The sequence below is a fragment of the Rhizobium sp. Root491 genome, assembly GCF_001427205.1.
In the GTDB taxonomy this organism is placed as follows: domain Bacteria; phylum Pseudomonadota; class Alphaproteobacteria; order Rhizobiales; family Rhizobiaceae; genus Agrobacterium; species Agrobacterium tumefaciens.
In genome coordinates this window covers 21,869-37,921 of the sequence record NZ_LMFF01000015.1, presented here as the reverse complement: position 1 = coordinate 37,921, position 16,053 = coordinate 21,869, and the positions used below count along the sequence as shown (strand labels likewise).

The window sequence follows — 16,053 nt, the reverse complement described above, 5'->3', positions numbered from 1 at the left end:
AGGTCGTCGCCTCATCTATATCAGTACATATTGAAACGAGCGGGCGTCGCCTGTTTTTCTCTCCACGCCGGGGAGAAGAAACAGGCCGCACTCGCCCGTTTCATAAGATTGCCTGACAGCCCAAGTCAGCCGAAATGCGAATGACCTCTGGAGTGCGCCGTGCCGGATTTTGAGACAACCACAACGCTCATGATTGTCGCGACATTCATCGTCGCGGGCGTCGTCAAGGGCGTCACCGGCATGGGCCTGCCGACCGTTGCCATGGGCGTTCTCGGCCTTTTCATGCCGCCGGTCGTTGCAGCTGGCCTGCTCATTCTGCCCTCCTTCATTACCAATATCTGGCAATTGCTGGCCGGACCCGATTTCAAGGCGGTCGTCTCGCGACTATGGCCGATGATGATCGCCATTGCCGTCGGCACGCTTCTCGGCATCCGGCTGATGACATCAGGCACCGGCGTCTGGACCACCTCGGCGCTCGGATTGTGCCTCGCGGCTTACGCAGCCTACAGCCTTCTTGCAAAGCCCTTCGCCGTTCCCGCAAGGCTGGAACCGAAACTCTCCCCGGCCGTCGGGCTGGCGACCGGCCTTCTGACCGGCGGCACCGGAATTTTCGTGGTCCCCGCCGTGCCCTATATCCAGTCGCTTGGCTTCAGCCGCGATGATCTCGTGCAGGCGCTTGGCCTGTCCTTCACCGTTTCCACCGTTGCGCTTGCCGCCGGCCTTGCCTCTCAGGACGCCTTCCGCGTCGAGCACATGTCGCTTTCCGCACTCGCCGTCCTGCCAGCGCTTCTCGGCATGTGGCTTGGCCAGAATATCCGCCGCATCGTCACTCCCGCGACATTCAGGCGCTGGTTCCTCATCTGCCTGCTTATGCTAGGTGGTGAATTGTTCCTGCGGGCTTTCTGGAGTTGATTCAAGCGCAATCGAACCGTCACCGCTTCAGAGGCGCAATCAGATTATAGGCGACAATTTCTTCGTCTTCCGTCCCCTCATCGTAAATCTTCGCCACCGTGGCGCGCAGATCCGGCGAATAAACCGCTGTCCATCGTTCTCCCTCTTTGCCGTTTTTACGAATGTCGTAGGTCACATAAAACACCTCGTAATTGCAGAATTTAATCGGAAAGGCGCGCCGCTTCGTAACTGCAAGGGTCAGTGACCACTTATCCTCGATTTTGGTAGTTTCGAGGGGCAGAAATTCAAAAGTGCGTCGAGCGCCAACTTTCAGAGGCCAGAATGCTTCCAGATTTGACGTAAAGTGCTGGCTGTAATTGCCGTCATCGCCCGAACGCGCCAGCTCGATTAACCCCCGAAAGAGAAAAAGCCTCTGTTTGCCTGCGCCTTGAAAATCATTCTCCACCAAGACGATCGGTCCGGATCGCCTGAATTCGCTGCGCACCTGACCGTGGGCAAGAACAAACTCATCTCCATCATTTTTACCGGAGGGGCACTCGGCGGCGAAAACAATCGCGGGCGAAATAAGAACTGCGATAAATAATCTGAGTAAATAATTTAACATATTAAAATACGCTATTATTTGAGAAACCATCTGAATTATTATCGAAATACAGTATATTTCAAGCATAATTCCTAGCCATTTGCGAGTGCAAAAAGCACTGCTGCAAAGACGATTGCCATCGCGTAAACGCGATTACCATGTTATGTGAAGCCATCATTCAAATGTGAAGGCTTTATCCATGGGCAAAATCCTCACCATAGCGGACCTGAAGAAACAGGCCCAGTGCCGTGTGCCGAAGATGTTTTTCGACTATGCCGATAGCGGCGCCTGGACGGAAGGCACCTACCGCGCCAATGAGGAGGATTTTTCCAAGATAAAGCTACGCCAGCGTGTGCTGGTGGATATGACCGACCGGTCGCTCGCCACCGAAATGATCGGCCAGAAGGTTTCGATGCCGGTGGCGCTCTCCCCCACTGGCCTCACCGGCATGCAGCATGCCGATGGCGAGATGCTGGCGGCAAAAGCGGCGGAAGAATTCGGCGTGCCTTTCACGCTTTCCACCATGAGCATTTGCTCCATCGAGGATGTCGCCTCCGTCACCTCCAAACCTTTCTGGTTCCAGCTTTACGTGATGAAGGACCGCGACTTCGTCAATAATCTCATCGATCGCGCCAAAGCCGCCGGATGCTCGGCGCTGGTGCTGACGCTCGACCTGCAAATTCTCGGCCAGCGCCACAAGGACCTGCGCAACGGCCTCTCCGCCCCGCCGAAATTCACCCCGAAACACATCTGGCAGATGGCCACACGGCCGAAATGGTGCCTCGACATGCTGCGCACCCAGCGCCGCAGCTTCGGCAATATCGTCGGCCACGCCAAGAACGTCTCCGACCTCTCGTCGCTCTCCTCCTGGACGGCCGAGCAATTCGATCCGCGCCTGTCGTGGAAGGATGTCGAATGGATCAAGGAGCGTTGGGGCGGCAAGCTCATACTCAAGGGTATCCTTGACGAGGAAGATGCGCGCGCCTCGCTCGATACCGGCGCGGACGCCATCATCGTCTCCAACCACGGCGGTCGCCAGCTCGACGGCGCGCATTCCTCGATCGCCATGCTGCCGAGGATCGTCGATGCCGTTGGCGACAGGGTGGAGGTGCATATGGACGGCGGCATTCGCTCCGGCCAGGACGTGCTGAAGGCGGTAGCACTCGGCGCCAAGGGCACCTACATCGGCCGCCCGTTCCTCTACGGCCTCGGCGCAGATGGCAAGCAGGGCGTGACGACAGCGCTCGAGATCATCCGCAAGGAAATGGATATCAGCATGGCGCTTTGCGGGAAGCGGCTGATTACGGATGTGAATCGCAGTATTCTCGCTTAACTTTCTCAGCTGCCGTGTATGTCAAAGAGTATTTTTATAAAAGGCCAGATTTCTTCTTTCATCGCAACTCTTATTAACTCAAGCAGAACGAGTTTCGCAAAATTCATTGCATGCGAAGATGCTGGCTTTGGCGCTTTTCCAGATTTCTGACGTTTTTTACGCAATGAGCGCATGAGTGCCATCCCTTTTCAATGGTAGCACTCATGCGCATATGGCCAACCAATACCAGAACATATAGGGAACGCAAGTGAATCTATTTAGCATTAAAAAATTTTAGCTCAATGCCCCACCGTCTTCGAAAACACATTGACGATCACCACCCCGGTCACGATGAACCCAAGACCAACCACCGCAGCAATATCGAGCGTCTGGCGGAACACGAAATAGCCAATGCCGGAAATCAGCACGATGCCAAGCCCGCTCCAGATCGCATAGGCAACGCCGACCGGCAGCGCCCGGAGCGTGAACGACAGGAGATAAAAGGCCGCACCGTAAAAAAGCGCCATCAGCACCGTCGGCAACAGCTTGGTGAATTGCTGCGATTGCTGCAGAAAGGAAGTTGCGATGACCTCGCAGACGATAGCCGCGACAAGCGCCCCATAAGTCAAAACAGCCGCGTTCATCGTTCCACTTCCTTTTTCGTCTGGGCGATCATCCGGGCCCTCAGAGCCGCCCTGTCGCCACCCGCTTTACCGTCGTCGGCCAGTAGATCGGCAAACCAGATGCCGTCAGCCGCAAGCCGCACCATCTCCAGGACCACCCCGTCATCCGTTTCTTTATGACGGGCAAGGCGCCCCTCAATCCAGCTGTTCCACATGCGCCGAAGCGACGGTTCACCGACCATGGAAACCGAGATCGCTGCCCATTGCCTGCCCGAATCCCTGCCCCGATCCGAGAAAACCGCGTTCACATAGGCCCTTGTGAAGCTCCCAAAAGCTTCACAATCCTGTGAGATGAGGTCGTCGATCTCAGCGTCCAGAGCCGCCAGAAGGTCAGTCATCACCGCTTCCAGCAGCGCCTGCTTGGAGGGAAAATGATGAAACAACCCACCCTTCGTCACCCCGGCGGCATCGGCCACTGCCTGCACGGAAAGCGCCGCAACCCCCTGCTCGGCAGCGAGTTTCGCCGCGCAATCGAGAAGATTGCGGCGCACGATCTCAGGCTGCTTTTTGCGTTCATGTGCATTTGTCATGGTCGCAAACATACCGGATGGTTGGTTTCTTTGCAAGGAAATTGTGAGGGCGACGGCCGACTTGAATTTCATACTTAATTAAGCATGAAAGCGATCTCTAAAGTTTTAGCGGTTTTGTTGCCGGAAAGTGTCAGTAAAACTTCGCCCATCGCGGCGATCGAACAAAAAGGGGTGGACCATGTCGGGAACGATCAAACGGGGAATGGCGGGCGCATGGGTATTCGCACTCGCCTTCTTTTGCGCGATCCTCTCATTGCAGGCATCGCCTGCGCAGGCCGGTTATGCCCATTTCATCATGGATGCCAATACCGGCAAGGTCCTCGCCGCGCAGAACGCCGATGTGCTGAACCACCCGGCATCGCTGACCAAGATGATGACGCTCTATATGACCTTCGAGGCGTTGCACGCCGGCCGAATTCGCTGGGACCAGAAGATAAGGATGTCCAGGAACGGCGCAGCCGTCATCCCCTCGAAGCTTTATGTGCGTGAGGGCCAGACGTTTACGGTGCGCGAAGCCGTCTACGGCATGATCGTCAAATCCGCCAATGACATGGCGGAAGGCATGGGTGACCATCTCGGTGGGTCCGAGGCACAATTTGCGCAGATGATGACCCGTAAGGCCCGCCAGCTTGGCATGACCAAGACGGTTTTCCGCAACGCCTCCGGCCTGCCCAGCAAATCGCAGGTGACGACTGCGCGCGACATGGCGAAACTCGGACTTGCGCTGCAGCGCGACTTTCCGAAAGAATACGGCCTCTTTGCCATGGAATCCTTCAGCTTCCGGGGCAAGCGCATCCGTGGCCACAATAATCTGATGTATCGCTATCAGGGCATGGACGGCATCAAGACCGGTTACACCAATGCGTCGGGCTTTAACCTCGTCAGCGCCATCAATCACAATGGCCGCCGTGTCGTTGGCGTCGTGCTGGGGGGCAAGACCGCGCGCAGCCGCGATGCGCAGATGGCTGCTCTGCTGGACAAGGCGATGCCGCAGGCCTCGAGAAGCCGTAATACCGAACAGCTGGTGGCAAGCGCCAATGTCAGCCGCACCTTCGATGTGCCGCCCGCAGCCGTCCCTCCGGCAGCCGTACCATTGCCGATGTTTGCCGAGCGTCGCGCCGATCCGATCGCCATGCAGATCGCCACGGCGAACAGCCAGATGGCGGATATGATCCAGGTCTCTGCCATTCCGAAACCCGCACCCGCTGCACAAATGACCGGCCAGCGCAGCCGCTGGGAAGTACAGATCGCCGCCACTGACAGCGAAGCTGCCGCCCGCTCGCTGCTCGCCAATGCCCGCTCCAACATCGCCGGCAGCTACTCCGGCATCGCGCCCTATACCGAAGCGGTGCAAAGCGGATCGGCAACGCTCTACCGCGCCCGCTTTACCGGCTTTGAAGACCAGTCTTCGGCGGTTTCCGCCTGTAAGGAGTTGAAGGCGCAGTCTTATGCCTGCGTTGTCATGAACAGCGAAGGGTGAGTTCTACCGCTTGAGCCAACCGTTTTCCAACGCATCGGCCAGATACGGAATGCCGTTGACCTTCGCCATCTCGGCCATGGCAAGATTATCGTAGCGTATCTGCCGGAAATAGACCTGCCAGCCGCGTGCGGTTTCTTCCAGCACGGCATAGCTGGCAAGCGGATGACCGACTTCGACATGATGGTCGAACGGCGTGCCATCCTTCCAGCCGGGGCAGCCGACGCTGCCGGGATTGACGATCAGGCGGCCATCGGAGAGCTGCACGGTGCGGGCGATATGTGTGTGGCCGCACAACATTAGCGGTTGGGTGATGCCATCAGCCATGGCCTCGATTTCGGAAAGCGGTCGCAATTTCAGCACCCCTTCCGTCGAAAGCGTTTCCAGCCAGTACTCCAGATCACCGCGCGGCGAGCCGTGGCAGCAATAGGCGACGTCCTTGAACACCATGCTGAACGGCAGGGTGTGCAGCCAGTCCAGATGCGCGGCGGTTAGCTGCGCATGCGCCGGCCTCTCCCAGCTGCCCATCTCTTCCGGCGCGCGCTCGATCAATTCGCGATCATGATTGCCGAGAACGCTGGGTATCCAGTTGCCAACCAGCACATCGCCGGTAAAACCCGCTTCCAGCGGACCACTGAAGCAATCGCCGAGATTGACGATGTCCTTGATGCCCAGCCTCGCGATATCCTCAAGCACGGCCTCCAGTGCGGCGCAGTTTCCATGAATATCGGCAATGGCGGCAAAGATCATGGCGGTCAGCTTCCTCGATAGGTGGAGTAACTATAGGGCGAAAGCAGAAGCGGCACATGGTAATGGCCGCTCTCGTCGGCAATGCCGAAACGGATGGGGATGATGTCGAGAAAGGCGGGTTCCGCCAGGGTGACGCCCTTGCCACGCAGATAATCGCCCGCATGGAAAACCAGCTCGTATTCCCCGGCCTTGAAACTGTCGCCCACAAGTAGCGGCCCGCCATCAACGCGGCCATCGCTATTGGTCTTAACCGTCTTAATCTTCTCGCGACGATCACCCGAGAGCCGGTAAAGCTCGATCGTCAGCCCCTCGGCGGGCGTGCCATGGGCGGCATCGAGGACGTGGGTGGTCAAACCGGTCATAGGCTAGGCTCCGCGATCATGTAGGGCGCATCGAAAAAATGCTCTTCCAGATTGTTGCCCGGCCCATCGCGATCGGCAACGAGAAAATCAGAAATCGCCTGCAGCGGCATCAACGGATAATGCCAGACATTGCGGCGGTAATTCACGCCCTGATCCCCGCGCGCCAGAAAAGCCTGCGGTCGACCAGGCTTGCCGCCCTCGTCCTCGGCAACGACGACAAGGAAATGCCTGCCGGACAGCGGCGAGAAACTCTGGCTGCCGAGCGGATGCCGCTCCATCATCTCGATTGTATGGGGAAAGGTACGCGGCTGTCCGCGGAAAATATTGAGGATGATGCGCCCACCCTCGCCCGCTGCCTCGGGTGCCGCAAGCGCATGATGCCGCTCGGTCTGGCCGCCATTGATGTGGCGCATGGAAGAGGGTGTAATTTCGATCACATCACCGAAGGATGCGAACGCCTCTTTGGTGAGAGGCTTGATCTCGAGAAAATCAGTCAAATGTCATTCACCTTGGGCATGCCAGTTTCGGAGGAGTGAGAGACGCGCCTGCAAATCCGGAATGCTCTGCGTTATCGTTTTCCAGACCACCGAGAGTTCCGCCCGGAAATAATCATGCACGATCAAATTGCGCATACCCTTCATCTTTATCCAGGGGATTTCCGGGTGCTGCTGTAAAAACGCGGGGTAATGTTTGTCCAGTTTTGCGACCGCCTCGCCAATCAGGGCAAGGCACATCATCACCGCCATCTGGGTTCGCGTATCGGAAGAAAAAGTGGCCTCATCCATATCCTGAATGAAATCCCGTATTCGGGAGGCGGCAACATCCATCTCCTTCAGGTAGAGCAGAAGTCGATCCGTACTCATACTGCCTTGGCTTCCATCAGAACACGCGCCCGGATATCCGAGTGCAGGCCGCCTGAGGTGACGACGTCAACCTCGACACCGAGGATAGTCTTCAGTTCCTCCAGCAATCCGCCAAGATCGAACAGCGTCGTGCCCGGCAACGCATCCACCAGAATATCCAGATCGCTGTCCGGCCTGTCTTCGCCACGGGCGACGGAACCGAACACGCGCGGGTTTGCCGCGTTGAAGCGCTTCGTTGCTTCGCGGATCGCTTCCCTGTTCTTTTCCAGCACCTCGGAGGGTCTCATGGCCTCAATCTCCAGATAGCACGAGTATAGCGGAACGACCGCCGCTCGCCAATTCAGCCCTCGGGCAGCATCGAGGAAAGGCGTAGCCAGGCGATCTTTTCCACCTGCGCCGTCGCCGTCGCAAATTCTGTCGCCGCATCATTGCCGATACGCGTCTCGAAGGCGGAGAGAATATCGTGCCTGTTCAGCCCCTTGACTGCAATGATGAATGGAAAGCCGAATTTTTGCGTATAGGCGGAGTTCAGCTCGGTGAAGCGCGCATGCTCCTCGGGCGAAAGCCGGTCAAGCCCTGCGCCCGCCTGTTCATTGCGGCTATCGGCGGTCAACTCACCTGCTATTGCGAGCTTGCCGGCAAGATCAGGATGCGCGCGCAAAACACCCAGCCGTTCCGCTTCGGAGGCGGCACGAAACTGCGCACATAATCCGCCATGAACCGCCTTCGCTGTTAACTCCAGACCTGCGCCTCCGACATCATAGGCCCGTTCGGCGATAAAAGGCGAATGTTCGAACACACCGCCGAAACGGCTGACAAATTCATCCCGCGTCAGCATCAGAGCGTTCCCGGCTTGTGGTTTTCATGCCAGTGACGAGCGATCTCGATACGTTGCGGGATCCACACCTTTTCATGGCCCAGCACATATTCGATGAAACGGCGAAGGGCTGCGGCGCGGCCGGGACGGCCGACAAGACGGCAATGCAGGCCGACGCTCATCATCTTCGGCGCGCCTTCAAGCCCTTCCTGATAAAGAACGTCGAAAGCGTCTTTCAGATAGGCGAAGAACTGGTCGCCGGAATTGAAACCCTGCGGCGTGGCGAAACGCATATCATTGGTGTCGAGCGTGTAGGGAATGATCAGGAACGGTTCATCCTGCAATCCCTTCACCCAATAGGGCAGATCGTCGGCATAGGAATCGGACGAATAGAGAAAACCGCCCTCTTCCATGACGAGACGCAACGTATTGTCGGAAGGCTTACCCTGATACATGCCAAAGGGGCGCTCGCCCGTCAGCTCCGTATGCAGGCGCACGGCTTCGGCAATATGCTTGCGCTCTTCCTCCTCGGAAAAATCCTTGTATTCCAGCCAGCGATAACCGTGGCTGGCGATTTCCCAACCCGCTTCCTTCATTGCCGCAACGGCTTGCGGGTTGCGCGCCATGGCAGCGGTCACGCCATAAACAGTTGTGGTGACGCCGAGATCGGTGAACATGCGCCACAGCCGCCAGAAACCGGCGCGTGAGCCATATTCGTAGATCGATTCCATGTTCAGGTTGCGCTGGCCGGGCCACGGCTGCGCGCCGACGATTTCCGACAGCAGCGATTCCGACGCCTTGTCATTGTCGAGAATGCAGCTTTCGCCGCCCTCTTCGTAGTTGATGACGAATTGCACGGCGATGCGTGCGCCGCCCGGCCATTTCGGATCGGGACTATTGCGGCCGTAGCCCACCAGATTGCGGGAGTAATTCTCGGAAATCATTCAGCCACCCAAAACACCTCTCCCGACGCGGAACCCGCTTCTGGAAGACATGAGCAAAACAACCATCCGAAGGTGTCTGCCCGATACGGGTAAACACGACACGCTTCAGACATGCGATGCACGGACGGTAGCATCCGCATTCGGAATGTCGAGAGCAATTTTGCCGACATTCCGATGCTTTTTTGTGTACGATTTCTGCGGGGCGCTTCTCAGGCGATCTTTCGGGCGGAAACACGACCCATGGGGTGCAGCGAGTGCACCCGGAAAGGCGCACCGGGTTCATCCTCGATGAAAAGCGCAAGGCTGGAAAATGACAGAGGCCGGGTGAGCAGCGGCTCGAAAACCTTGCGCACGGCACGCTCGATCCTCTGGCTGCTGGAAGGCTCGACACCGCCCGTCAGCGACATCTGAAAACGGAACTCGTCCATCACATGCGGACTGCCCCAGCGATGCAGATTGGTCAGCTGCGAAGCCGAAAGCCGGTCGGGATCCGCCCGCTCGATTTCCGCCTCGGAGAGCGGCGCGCGGTAGCGGTCGAATTCCTGCACCACACGGGCTGCGAAAAAATTCAGCACTTCGCAGGGGCGCTCGGGAACGAGGCTGAAGACATTGTCATGCCGCGCTACTATAAGTTGCGGCAGCGTGAAGGGGTCTTGCCTGCCGGAAAAATACATCAGGTCGCGCAACAAAGCGGCCTCGGAATGACCTTCGGCAAGACGGAACGGGGCCTTTATGGTGCCGTGGAAACCATAACGGCGCGGCAGGGCGGTGTGGTAGGAAATCTCCTGCATGCCGAGATCGATCGTGCCCGGCGGCTCCACCGCATGGCCTGAATAGGCATCGCGTCCCAGCCACGCGGCAGCCGCCTGCGTCAGCGGGTCGTTGGGGGAAGGCGTGAAATGGATGGCGTATCGCATGCGCTATCACCTCGCCGCAAATGCGGCCAAACGGGGCTCTTTGCAGGCCAGCAAGTAAGCGATTTGCGTGACAGATTAACGACGTGGACCAAACTAATCAGAAGTTTCTAAAGTCCGGACGGCAATACTCACGTGTTCTTGAAGGTGAAAACCGGAAGGCACGTCCGGCGTGTGGCCACACACGGCCTGCAACGCAGCATCTGCAAGACAGTGGGCAAGGCCGAAGCTGACCTTGAAGCCGCCCGATAACGCCACGAGCCGCGGATATTCGGAAAGTGCCCCCACCATCGGGTCCCGTCCAACCGCCTTCGGCCGCAACCCGGCCCAGCGTTCGATCACCGGCGCACGGCCAAGCGACGGCACCACGGCGCATGCATCCGCGAGCAATTTTTCCAGCTTTTCGTCGGTGCTGAATGGAGCGGAAAAACAATCTTCGCTGGTACTGCCGATGGCGACGGTGCCATCCTCATGCGGCACGATGTAGAGGCCGTTCAGAAAAACGACCGGCATGGCCGGATCGGCCGCAGCATCCAGAAGGGCGGCCTGCCCCTTCACCGCCTGTCCAAGCACAATGCCGGGTTCCAGACCGATGGCATCGCGGATCAGCGCGAAGGAACCATGGCCGTTCGCGACGATCACATGATCAAAGGCGACCTCGTCGCCCGACGACAGCACCGCCCGCCCTTTATCCGGATCGAGCGAGACGACGCGGCACTGTTCCGCCACCCGCACATGCCGGGCGTTGCGGAGGAAAGCCGACAGAAGGGCGATCATCGCCCGGGGAGAAACCCGTGCAGCCAGCGTATCCAGCACGAAGCCCGCTTGTCCCGCCGCATCGTCCACCCATCCGGCAACGGAAGGGCTGTCACCGACATGCCAGTGGAACCGGCGCCCGTCTGAAACCCAGTTTTCCCCGGCATCCCGCTCGTGCCGTTCGGCAATGCTGCGCAAATGTGGTTTCGGCAGGGGAATGATCCGGCCGCAGCGCCGATAACCGGCGGAAAGCCCGGTCTCGGCTTCCAACTCGGCGATCTGTTTTTCCAGCGCAACGAGAGCGTCGAACTGGAATTGCTTCTTGTCCGACCAGCGGTCCGGCATATGCGGCATCAGTGCGCCCAACAGCCCGCCGCTTGCACCATCTCCAAGACGGCCCGCTTCCAGCAGCAGGGCGTTTATGCCCATCCTCTCTGCCTTGACGGCAGCCCACAGCCCCATAATGCCGCCACCGACGATGAGGAGCGGCACCGAGCCAGGCAATCTTGGTGCCCGCAATCTTGGTGATTGACCAGATTCGAAAGCGGGACTATCGGCATTAGTCATGACACATTCCAAGGAAAACACCGCAGATATCGGTTCGGCAGCCGACAATCCGCCCGCCGCGCTCGACTGGCGTGAGGGGGATATGCCCTATTCGCTAGCCTTTGACGATCATTTTTATTGCCAGACGGATGGCAGGCTGGAATGCGGCCATGTCTTTTTGTCCGGAAACGGCCTGCCGCAGCGCTGGCTTGAGCGAGAGAGCATCTTCCGCATCGGCGAACTTGGCTTCGGCACCGGTCTCAATCTCTGCGAGACCTGGCGTCAATGGAAAGAGGTGCGCAACGGCCACTCCAAGCTGCATTTCATGTCCTTCGAACTCTACCCGATGAAGGCGGACGAGATTGACCGGGCGCTTTCCCGCTGGCCGGAAGTTGATACCGAACGCAAGGCACTGGTCGCCCGCTGGCCGGCGGACCCGAAAGGCGAGGTCGATATCGAACTGGACGACCAGACGCGCCTGACAGTGGTGTGCGGCGAAGCGCTCACCGGCATTTCCGGCAGAAGCGAAGGCTTCGACGCCTGGTTTCTGGACGGTTTCGCCCCTGCCCGCAATCCCGACATGTGGTCGCTGGAAATCATGCAGACGCTGTTCGGCAAAACGGTACCGGGGGGCACATTCGCCACCTATGCCGCCGCTGGCTTCGTCCGCCGCAACCTCATAGCCGCCGGTTTTGAACTGGAGCGCCGCAAAGGGTTTGCCGGAAAGCGTGAGATGCTGTGCGGCACCAAGCCATCCCGCTGAGACGGCTCCCACAGCAGCAACCGGCCTTCACTGTCAGGCGGTCGGCACGTCGCGACGTGGCATCGCGTCTCCCAGCCATTGCGCGATCTTGTCCTCGAGAATTTCGGGGCTGATGGGCTTCGACAGATAATCATCCATGCCTGCTGCGATGCAGAGCTCGCGGTCCGCGTCCTGTGTATGCGCGGTAACGCCGATGATCGGAACATGCCGGCCGTCGGCAGCCGCCTGTTCGGCGGCGCGGATTGCCAGTGTCGCCTGATGCCCGTTCATCACCGGCATCGACACATCCATAAGGATGACGGCGGGATTGTGCTCCTCCCACGCCTGAACGGCCTTCTTGCCATTGCCGACGATCAGGAACCGCAAACCCGCCTGCTGCAATATCTGGGTGAAGACGATCTGATTGACGTCGTTGTCCTCGGCCACCAGCACATCGACAAGGCAGGGTCGGCGCCGGTCTGGAACCGTCGTCGGAGGTGACACAACCCGCCGCTTCTTGTCCGTGGGGCCATTGTCTGGCTGCACCGGCGCATCGCTGCCGCCTGACGCCAGCCCCTGCGGATCCTGCCGGGCGCGCTTCTGCCGCACATCCCGCACCACATCGAACAGGGTGGAACGCAACAGACGCGCCCGCGCCGGCTTCATCAGATGCGCCTGCACGCTGAGATCGGTGAAAAGGCTCTCGTCACCCACGACATCCATAGACGTCAGGAACACGATGGCGATATCGTCGAAACGGCTATCCGCCCTGATCCGCTCGACCACATCCAGCCCGTTCATAACAGGCATGTGATAATCGAGAATGATGGCGTCGATGGCAAAACCGAGGGATGCAGCCTCCTGCAGCACGGCAATGCCTGATGGCCCGTCCTGCACAGCATGGCCGTCGATACCCCAAGTCTTCAGTTGCTCCGCCAATATGCGGCGATTGACGTCGTTATCGTCGATGACGAGTACGCGTATATCCTCGATCGCCATGGCAAGAAGCGGAGCGTCGCGCCGCTTTTCCGTAACGTGAAACGGAATATTGACCTCGAAGGTCGATCCCTTGCCGACTTCGCTCACCACATTGATCGTACCGTCGAAAAGACCGACAAGACCGACCGTGATCGCCAGTCCCAATCCCGTTCCCTCGTGCCGCCGTGTCGCTGAGCCGTCGACCTGGCTGAATTTGTCGAAGATGGTTTCGAGCTTGTCTGCGGGAATGCCAATGCCGCTATCTTCGACGCGCAGCGACAGAATGGTCTCCGACGCTTCTGCCGACTGCGCCGAAAGTTCGATCAGTACATGCCCCATTTCCGTGAACTTGACGGCGTTTCCAACAAGATTGGTGACGACCTGGCGGAACCGCCCGGCGTCCCCCATGACCTTGCCGAAAACCGACGGATCGATCCGGACGACAAGTTCTATGTTCTTTTCCAGCGCCGCTGAGGACAGGAGGGAAACCACATCCTCCACCGCTTCCGCCGGATCGAAAGGCACGCTGCGCAGCTTCATCTGCCCGGCCTCGATCTTGGAGAAGTCGAGAATGTCGTTGATGATCGTCAGGAGCGCATTGCCGGATTTGACGATGATATCGGTGAAGGTTTTCTGGCGTGTATCCAGATTGGATTTGGCCAGAAGTTCCGCCATGCCGAGCACGCCATTCATCGGCGTGCGGATTTCATGGCTCATATTGGCAAGGAATTCAGATTTGGCGCGATCTGCCGCTTCCGCGCGGGAAAGCAGCCGCTGCAACTCCTCCTCGCGCATCTTCATCTCGGTGACGTCGGTGACGATGATGAGCCAGTAATTGCCGGAACTGTTGGTCGCTTCCAGATTGAGCCACGTCTTTCCGGCAATATGGATCAGCCAGGAGAACGGCCTGTTGGCGGCTATGTGCTCTCTCCAGGCGGTCAGCGTCGCGGCCGCCTCCTCTTTGGTGCCAAAATCTCCGCGCCCGGCACAATGGGCAAAGAACCCCGACCAGTTGCAGCCCTTTTCCAGCAGCTGCGGCGGCACATCGAACATTCGCGCCACAGCCTCGTTGGACATGATGATGGTTCCCTGCTCGACCAGCACCAGCCCCTGCGCCATGGCGCGCGTGGCGCCCTGCATATATTCGCCGACACGCTCAAGTTCGGCCTTTGCCTCACTGATCTCGGCGTCGCGCATGCGCACGTCGGTCACATCGGCATAGGTGCTGAGGATTTTTCCGCCGTCGAGGCGGGTCTTGGAAATGACGGTGACCTTGCCGCTTTTGCTGCGCACCTCGCGCGGCGTGAAGACCTTGTCGTTGAGCAGCCGTTCTGCGCGCTGGTTGTAGAGCTCCTCGAAGGGTATATCGCCATAGTCATAAAGGCCGCTTTCGAAATTCGCCTCCATGAATTCGCGATAGCTTTTACCGACAAGCGACTTCTCGCCGCCGATTTCGCCCCATAACGTGTCGAAGCACGGATTGACATATTCGATGACGAGATCCGCGTTGAGGAGTAGTACGCCAACCGGCAGGGCATGAAGAACCGTTTCGAACTGGCGATGCAGCGCTTCGGCCTGCGCCTGCGCCGCGATCAGCGCATTTTCCCGCTCCTTCAGCAGGCTGACATCTGTGACTGAACCCACCAGATAATATTCGTCATCGGGCGTCGTGACCCGGCCGAGCCGGGTTATGACCGGAACGGCGCCGCCATCCGAAAGCGGAATGGTTCCCGTCTTTTCAATCGCCTCTCCGGTTTGCAGGATATGCTCGTTTTCCCGCTGGAACTCTGCGCCCTCCTCCGGAAACATCTCGCATTCGGTCTTGCCCAAATAGTCGGCGAGGCTGCCGCCCCGGAATTTCTCAAAGGCCGCATTGGCAAAGGTCAGCCGCCTGTCCTGATCCCGCAGGAACACGCCCACGGGCAATTGCTCAAGCGCGGCGCGCAGCAGCCAGGTCTCGCGGATCTGCTTGCTAAGCAGGGTCTCATGCGCCTTGAACTCCGTCACATCGACGCGAAGCCCCACCAGCATGCCGTTTTCCAGCCGCTTGTTGACCATACGCACCCACCGGCCATCGGCAAACTGCTCCACCCTTTCGAGATAGGGCAGGGAAAAATCCCGCAACTGCTTCTGCAGCCATGCCTGGTAATCCGGATCGTCCGATTTCACGCTGCGGTAGCCGCTCGAGAAATAGACCGCCTCCATCAGCGTCTCAAGCCGGGTGCCGGGCTTTAGCTGGAGGTTGAAATCGCTGTAGAATTCCACGAAACGCGCATTGCAATAGACGAGCCGGTTTTCACGGTCATAAATTACGATACCGGCATCGATGAGGTCGATAACGCCGCTGTCGAACAGCAGGTCGGCGCTGCCGCCGTCCGAAACACCCTTCACGACAGAGGGCACTTCTTCGAACACCTCAAACAGGAACAGACTGCCGTCATCGCCGGTGAAACGTTCGCAACGCAGCTTGTAAGGCCCTGAAGACGCTGCACCATGGCATGAAATCACTTCGTCCGTGGCAAAGACCAGCGAGCGGCGCTCCCTGTCCTCGCGCTCGGCATCGCGAATATCGGCGGAAAGAGCAAGGCTGGTGTGGCCCGTGAACGCGGCGGGCGGACGCCCCATGACCCGGCCATAGGCTGCATTGACCATGAGGTAGCGAAGCTCGCTGTCCTTGATGCACGCGGGCAAATCCAGGGCGGCGATTGCCCCGTAAGCTTTTTCCAGCAACCCGCATCCTTGGGTCAAGCGATACTCCACACCGTGCAGTTCCATCCTTGTCGAATCAAATATTTCCAGACGTCGTTGCAAAAACGTTATGTGAGAAAACCGCTATTTGCTATGTGCGGAATGGTCGCTTTACCCTTTTTTAACCATAATTATT

At 58.6% G+C, this 16,053-nt stretch carries 18 protein-coding genes; 4 read left to right on the top strand and 14 right to left on the bottom strand.

The features are described 5' to 3' along the window. The first annotated feature begins 189 nt into the window (after positions 1–189). Positions 190–912, top strand: a complete 723-nt coding sequence (locus tag ASD46_RS16875) for a sulfite exporter TauE/SafE family protein (RefSeq protein WP_029658795.1) — start codon at positions 190–192, stop codon at positions 910–912. Positions 913–931: 19 nt separating this feature from the next. Here the strand turns inward: ASD46_RS16875 and ASD46_RS16870 are convergent, their stop codons facing one another. Continuing rightward, a complete protein-coding gene (locus ASD46_RS16870; protein WP_236742453.1) occupies positions 932–1,546 on the bottom strand; it encodes a hypothetical protein in 615 nt (204 codons plus the stop codon). 148 nt (positions 1,547–1,694) lie between these two features. Here ASD46_RS16870 and ASD46_RS16865 point away from each other — a divergent pair, with 148 nt between their 5' ends. Beyond that, on the top strand, positions 1,695–2,828 hold the full coding sequence (locus ASD46_RS16865) for an alpha-hydroxy acid oxidase (protein WP_025594228.1): 1,134 nt from the start codon (positions 1,695–1,697) through the stop codon (positions 2,826–2,828). Positions 2,829–2,833: 5 nt separating this feature from the next. Here the strand turns inward: ASD46_RS16865 and ASD46_RS27135 are convergent, their stop codons facing one another. The 3 genes from ASD46_RS27135 to ASD46_RS16855 form a co-directional block, all read right to left on the bottom strand. Beyond that, a complete protein-coding gene (locus ASD46_RS27135) occupies positions 2,834–3,010 on the bottom strand; it encodes a hypothetical protein (protein WP_162248395.1) in 177 nt (58 codons plus the stop codon). A 96-nt stretch (positions 3,011–3,106) separates the two neighbouring features. Then, a complete protein-coding gene (locus tag ASD46_RS16860) occupies positions 3,107–3,451 on the bottom strand; it encodes a DMT family transporter (RefSeq protein ID WP_025594230.1) in 345 nt (114 codons plus the stop codon). Beyond that, on the bottom strand, positions 3,448–4,032 hold the full coding sequence (locus tag ASD46_RS16855) for a TetR/AcrR family transcriptional regulator (RefSeq protein ID WP_025594231.1): 585 nt from the start codon (positions 4,030–4,032) through the stop codon (positions 3,448–3,450). Before ASD46_RS16855 ends, ASD46_RS16860 begins: the two co-directional genes overlap by 4 nt. A gap of 190 nt (positions 4,033–4,222) precedes the next feature. Here ASD46_RS16855 and ASD46_RS16850 point away from each other — a divergent pair, with 190 nt between their 5' ends. Then, a complete protein-coding gene (locus ASD46_RS16850) occupies positions 4,223–5,500 on the top strand; it encodes a D-alanyl-D-alanine carboxypeptidase (protein WP_025594233.1) in 1,278 nt (425 codons plus the stop codon). A 3-nt stretch (positions 5,501–5,503) separates the two neighbouring features. On the opposite strand, the gene ASD46_RS16845 is transcribed toward ASD46_RS16850, so the two are convergent. From ASD46_RS16845 to ASD46_RS16805, 9 genes are all read right to left on the bottom strand, one after another. Next, positions 5,504–6,247 carry a metallophosphoesterase family protein gene (locus ASD46_RS16845; protein ID WP_003513672.1) on the bottom strand — a complete coding sequence of 248 codons (744 nt, stop codon included), beginning with the start codon at positions 6,245–6,247 and terminating at the stop codon, positions 5,504–5,506. 5 nt (positions 6,248–6,252) lie between these two features. Continuing rightward, positions 6,253–6,609, bottom strand: coding sequence for a hydroxyisourate hydrolase (gene uraH / locus ASD46_RS16840; protein ID WP_003513673.1), 357 nt, complete (start codon positions 6,607–6,609; stop codon positions 6,253–6,255). After that, positions 6,606–7,106, bottom strand: a complete 501-nt coding sequence (locus ASD46_RS16835; protein ID WP_025594235.1) for an ureidoglycolate lyase — start codon at positions 7,104–7,106, stop codon at positions 6,606–6,608. Before ASD46_RS16835 ends, uraH begins: the two co-directional genes overlap by 4 nt. Positions 7,107–7,109: 3 nt before the next feature. Beyond that, positions 7,110–7,472, bottom strand: coding sequence for a DUF86 domain-containing protein (locus ASD46_RS16830; RefSeq protein ID WP_003513677.1), 363 nt, complete (start codon positions 7,470–7,472; stop codon positions 7,110–7,112). Next, entirely contained in the window at positions 7,469–7,759 is a 291-nt protein-coding gene (locus tag ASD46_RS16825; protein ID WP_003513679.1) for a nucleotidyltransferase family protein, read from the bottom strand. Before ASD46_RS16825 ends, ASD46_RS16830 begins: the two co-directional genes overlap by 4 nt. A 53-nt stretch (positions 7,760–7,812) precedes the next feature. Continuing rightward, positions 7,813–8,310: a 2-oxo-4-hydroxy-4-carboxy-5-ureidoimidazoline decarboxylase gene (gene uraD, locus ASD46_RS16820; RefSeq protein WP_003513681.1), complete on the bottom strand. Its 498-nt coding sequence runs from the start codon at positions 8,308–8,310 to the stop codon at positions 7,813–7,815. After that, positions 8,310–9,233: an allantoinase PuuE gene (gene puuE, locus ASD46_RS16815; protein ID WP_003513682.1), complete on the bottom strand. Its 924-nt coding sequence runs from the start codon at positions 9,231–9,233 to the stop codon at positions 8,310–8,312. Before puuE ends, uraD begins: the two co-directional genes overlap by 1 nt. Before the next feature lie 209 nt (positions 9,234–9,442). Next, positions 9,443–10,150, bottom strand: a complete 708-nt coding sequence (locus ASD46_RS16810) for a DUF1045 domain-containing protein (protein ID WP_003513684.1) — start codon at positions 10,148–10,150, stop codon at positions 9,443–9,445. A gap of 93 nt (positions 10,151–10,243) precedes the next feature. Next, positions 10,244–11,470, bottom strand: coding sequence for an NAD(P)/FAD-dependent oxidoreductase (locus ASD46_RS16805; RefSeq protein WP_236742454.1), 1,227 nt, complete (start codon positions 11,468–11,470; stop codon positions 10,244–10,246). On the opposite strand from ASD46_RS16805, the gene mnmD reads away from it, so the two are divergent. After that, positions 11,469–12,212 (top strand): tRNA (5-methylaminomethyl-2-thiouridine)(34)-methyltransferase MnmD, encoded by a 744-nt coding sequence (gene mnmD / locus ASD46_RS16800; RefSeq protein ID WP_013636666.1) that lies wholly within the window; start codon positions 11,469–11,471, stop codon positions 12,210–12,212. The two genes, ASD46_RS16805 and mnmD, sit on opposite strands and share 2 nt — an antisense overlap. Positions 12,213–12,245: 33 nt before the next feature. Here the strand turns inward: mnmD and ASD46_RS16795 are convergent, their stop codons facing one another. After that, positions 12,246–15,944, bottom strand: coding sequence for a response regulator (locus tag ASD46_RS16795; RefSeq protein ID WP_025594238.1), 3,699 nt, complete (start codon positions 15,942–15,944; stop codon positions 12,246–12,248). Between the last annotated feature and the right edge of the window lie 109 nt (positions 15,945–16,053).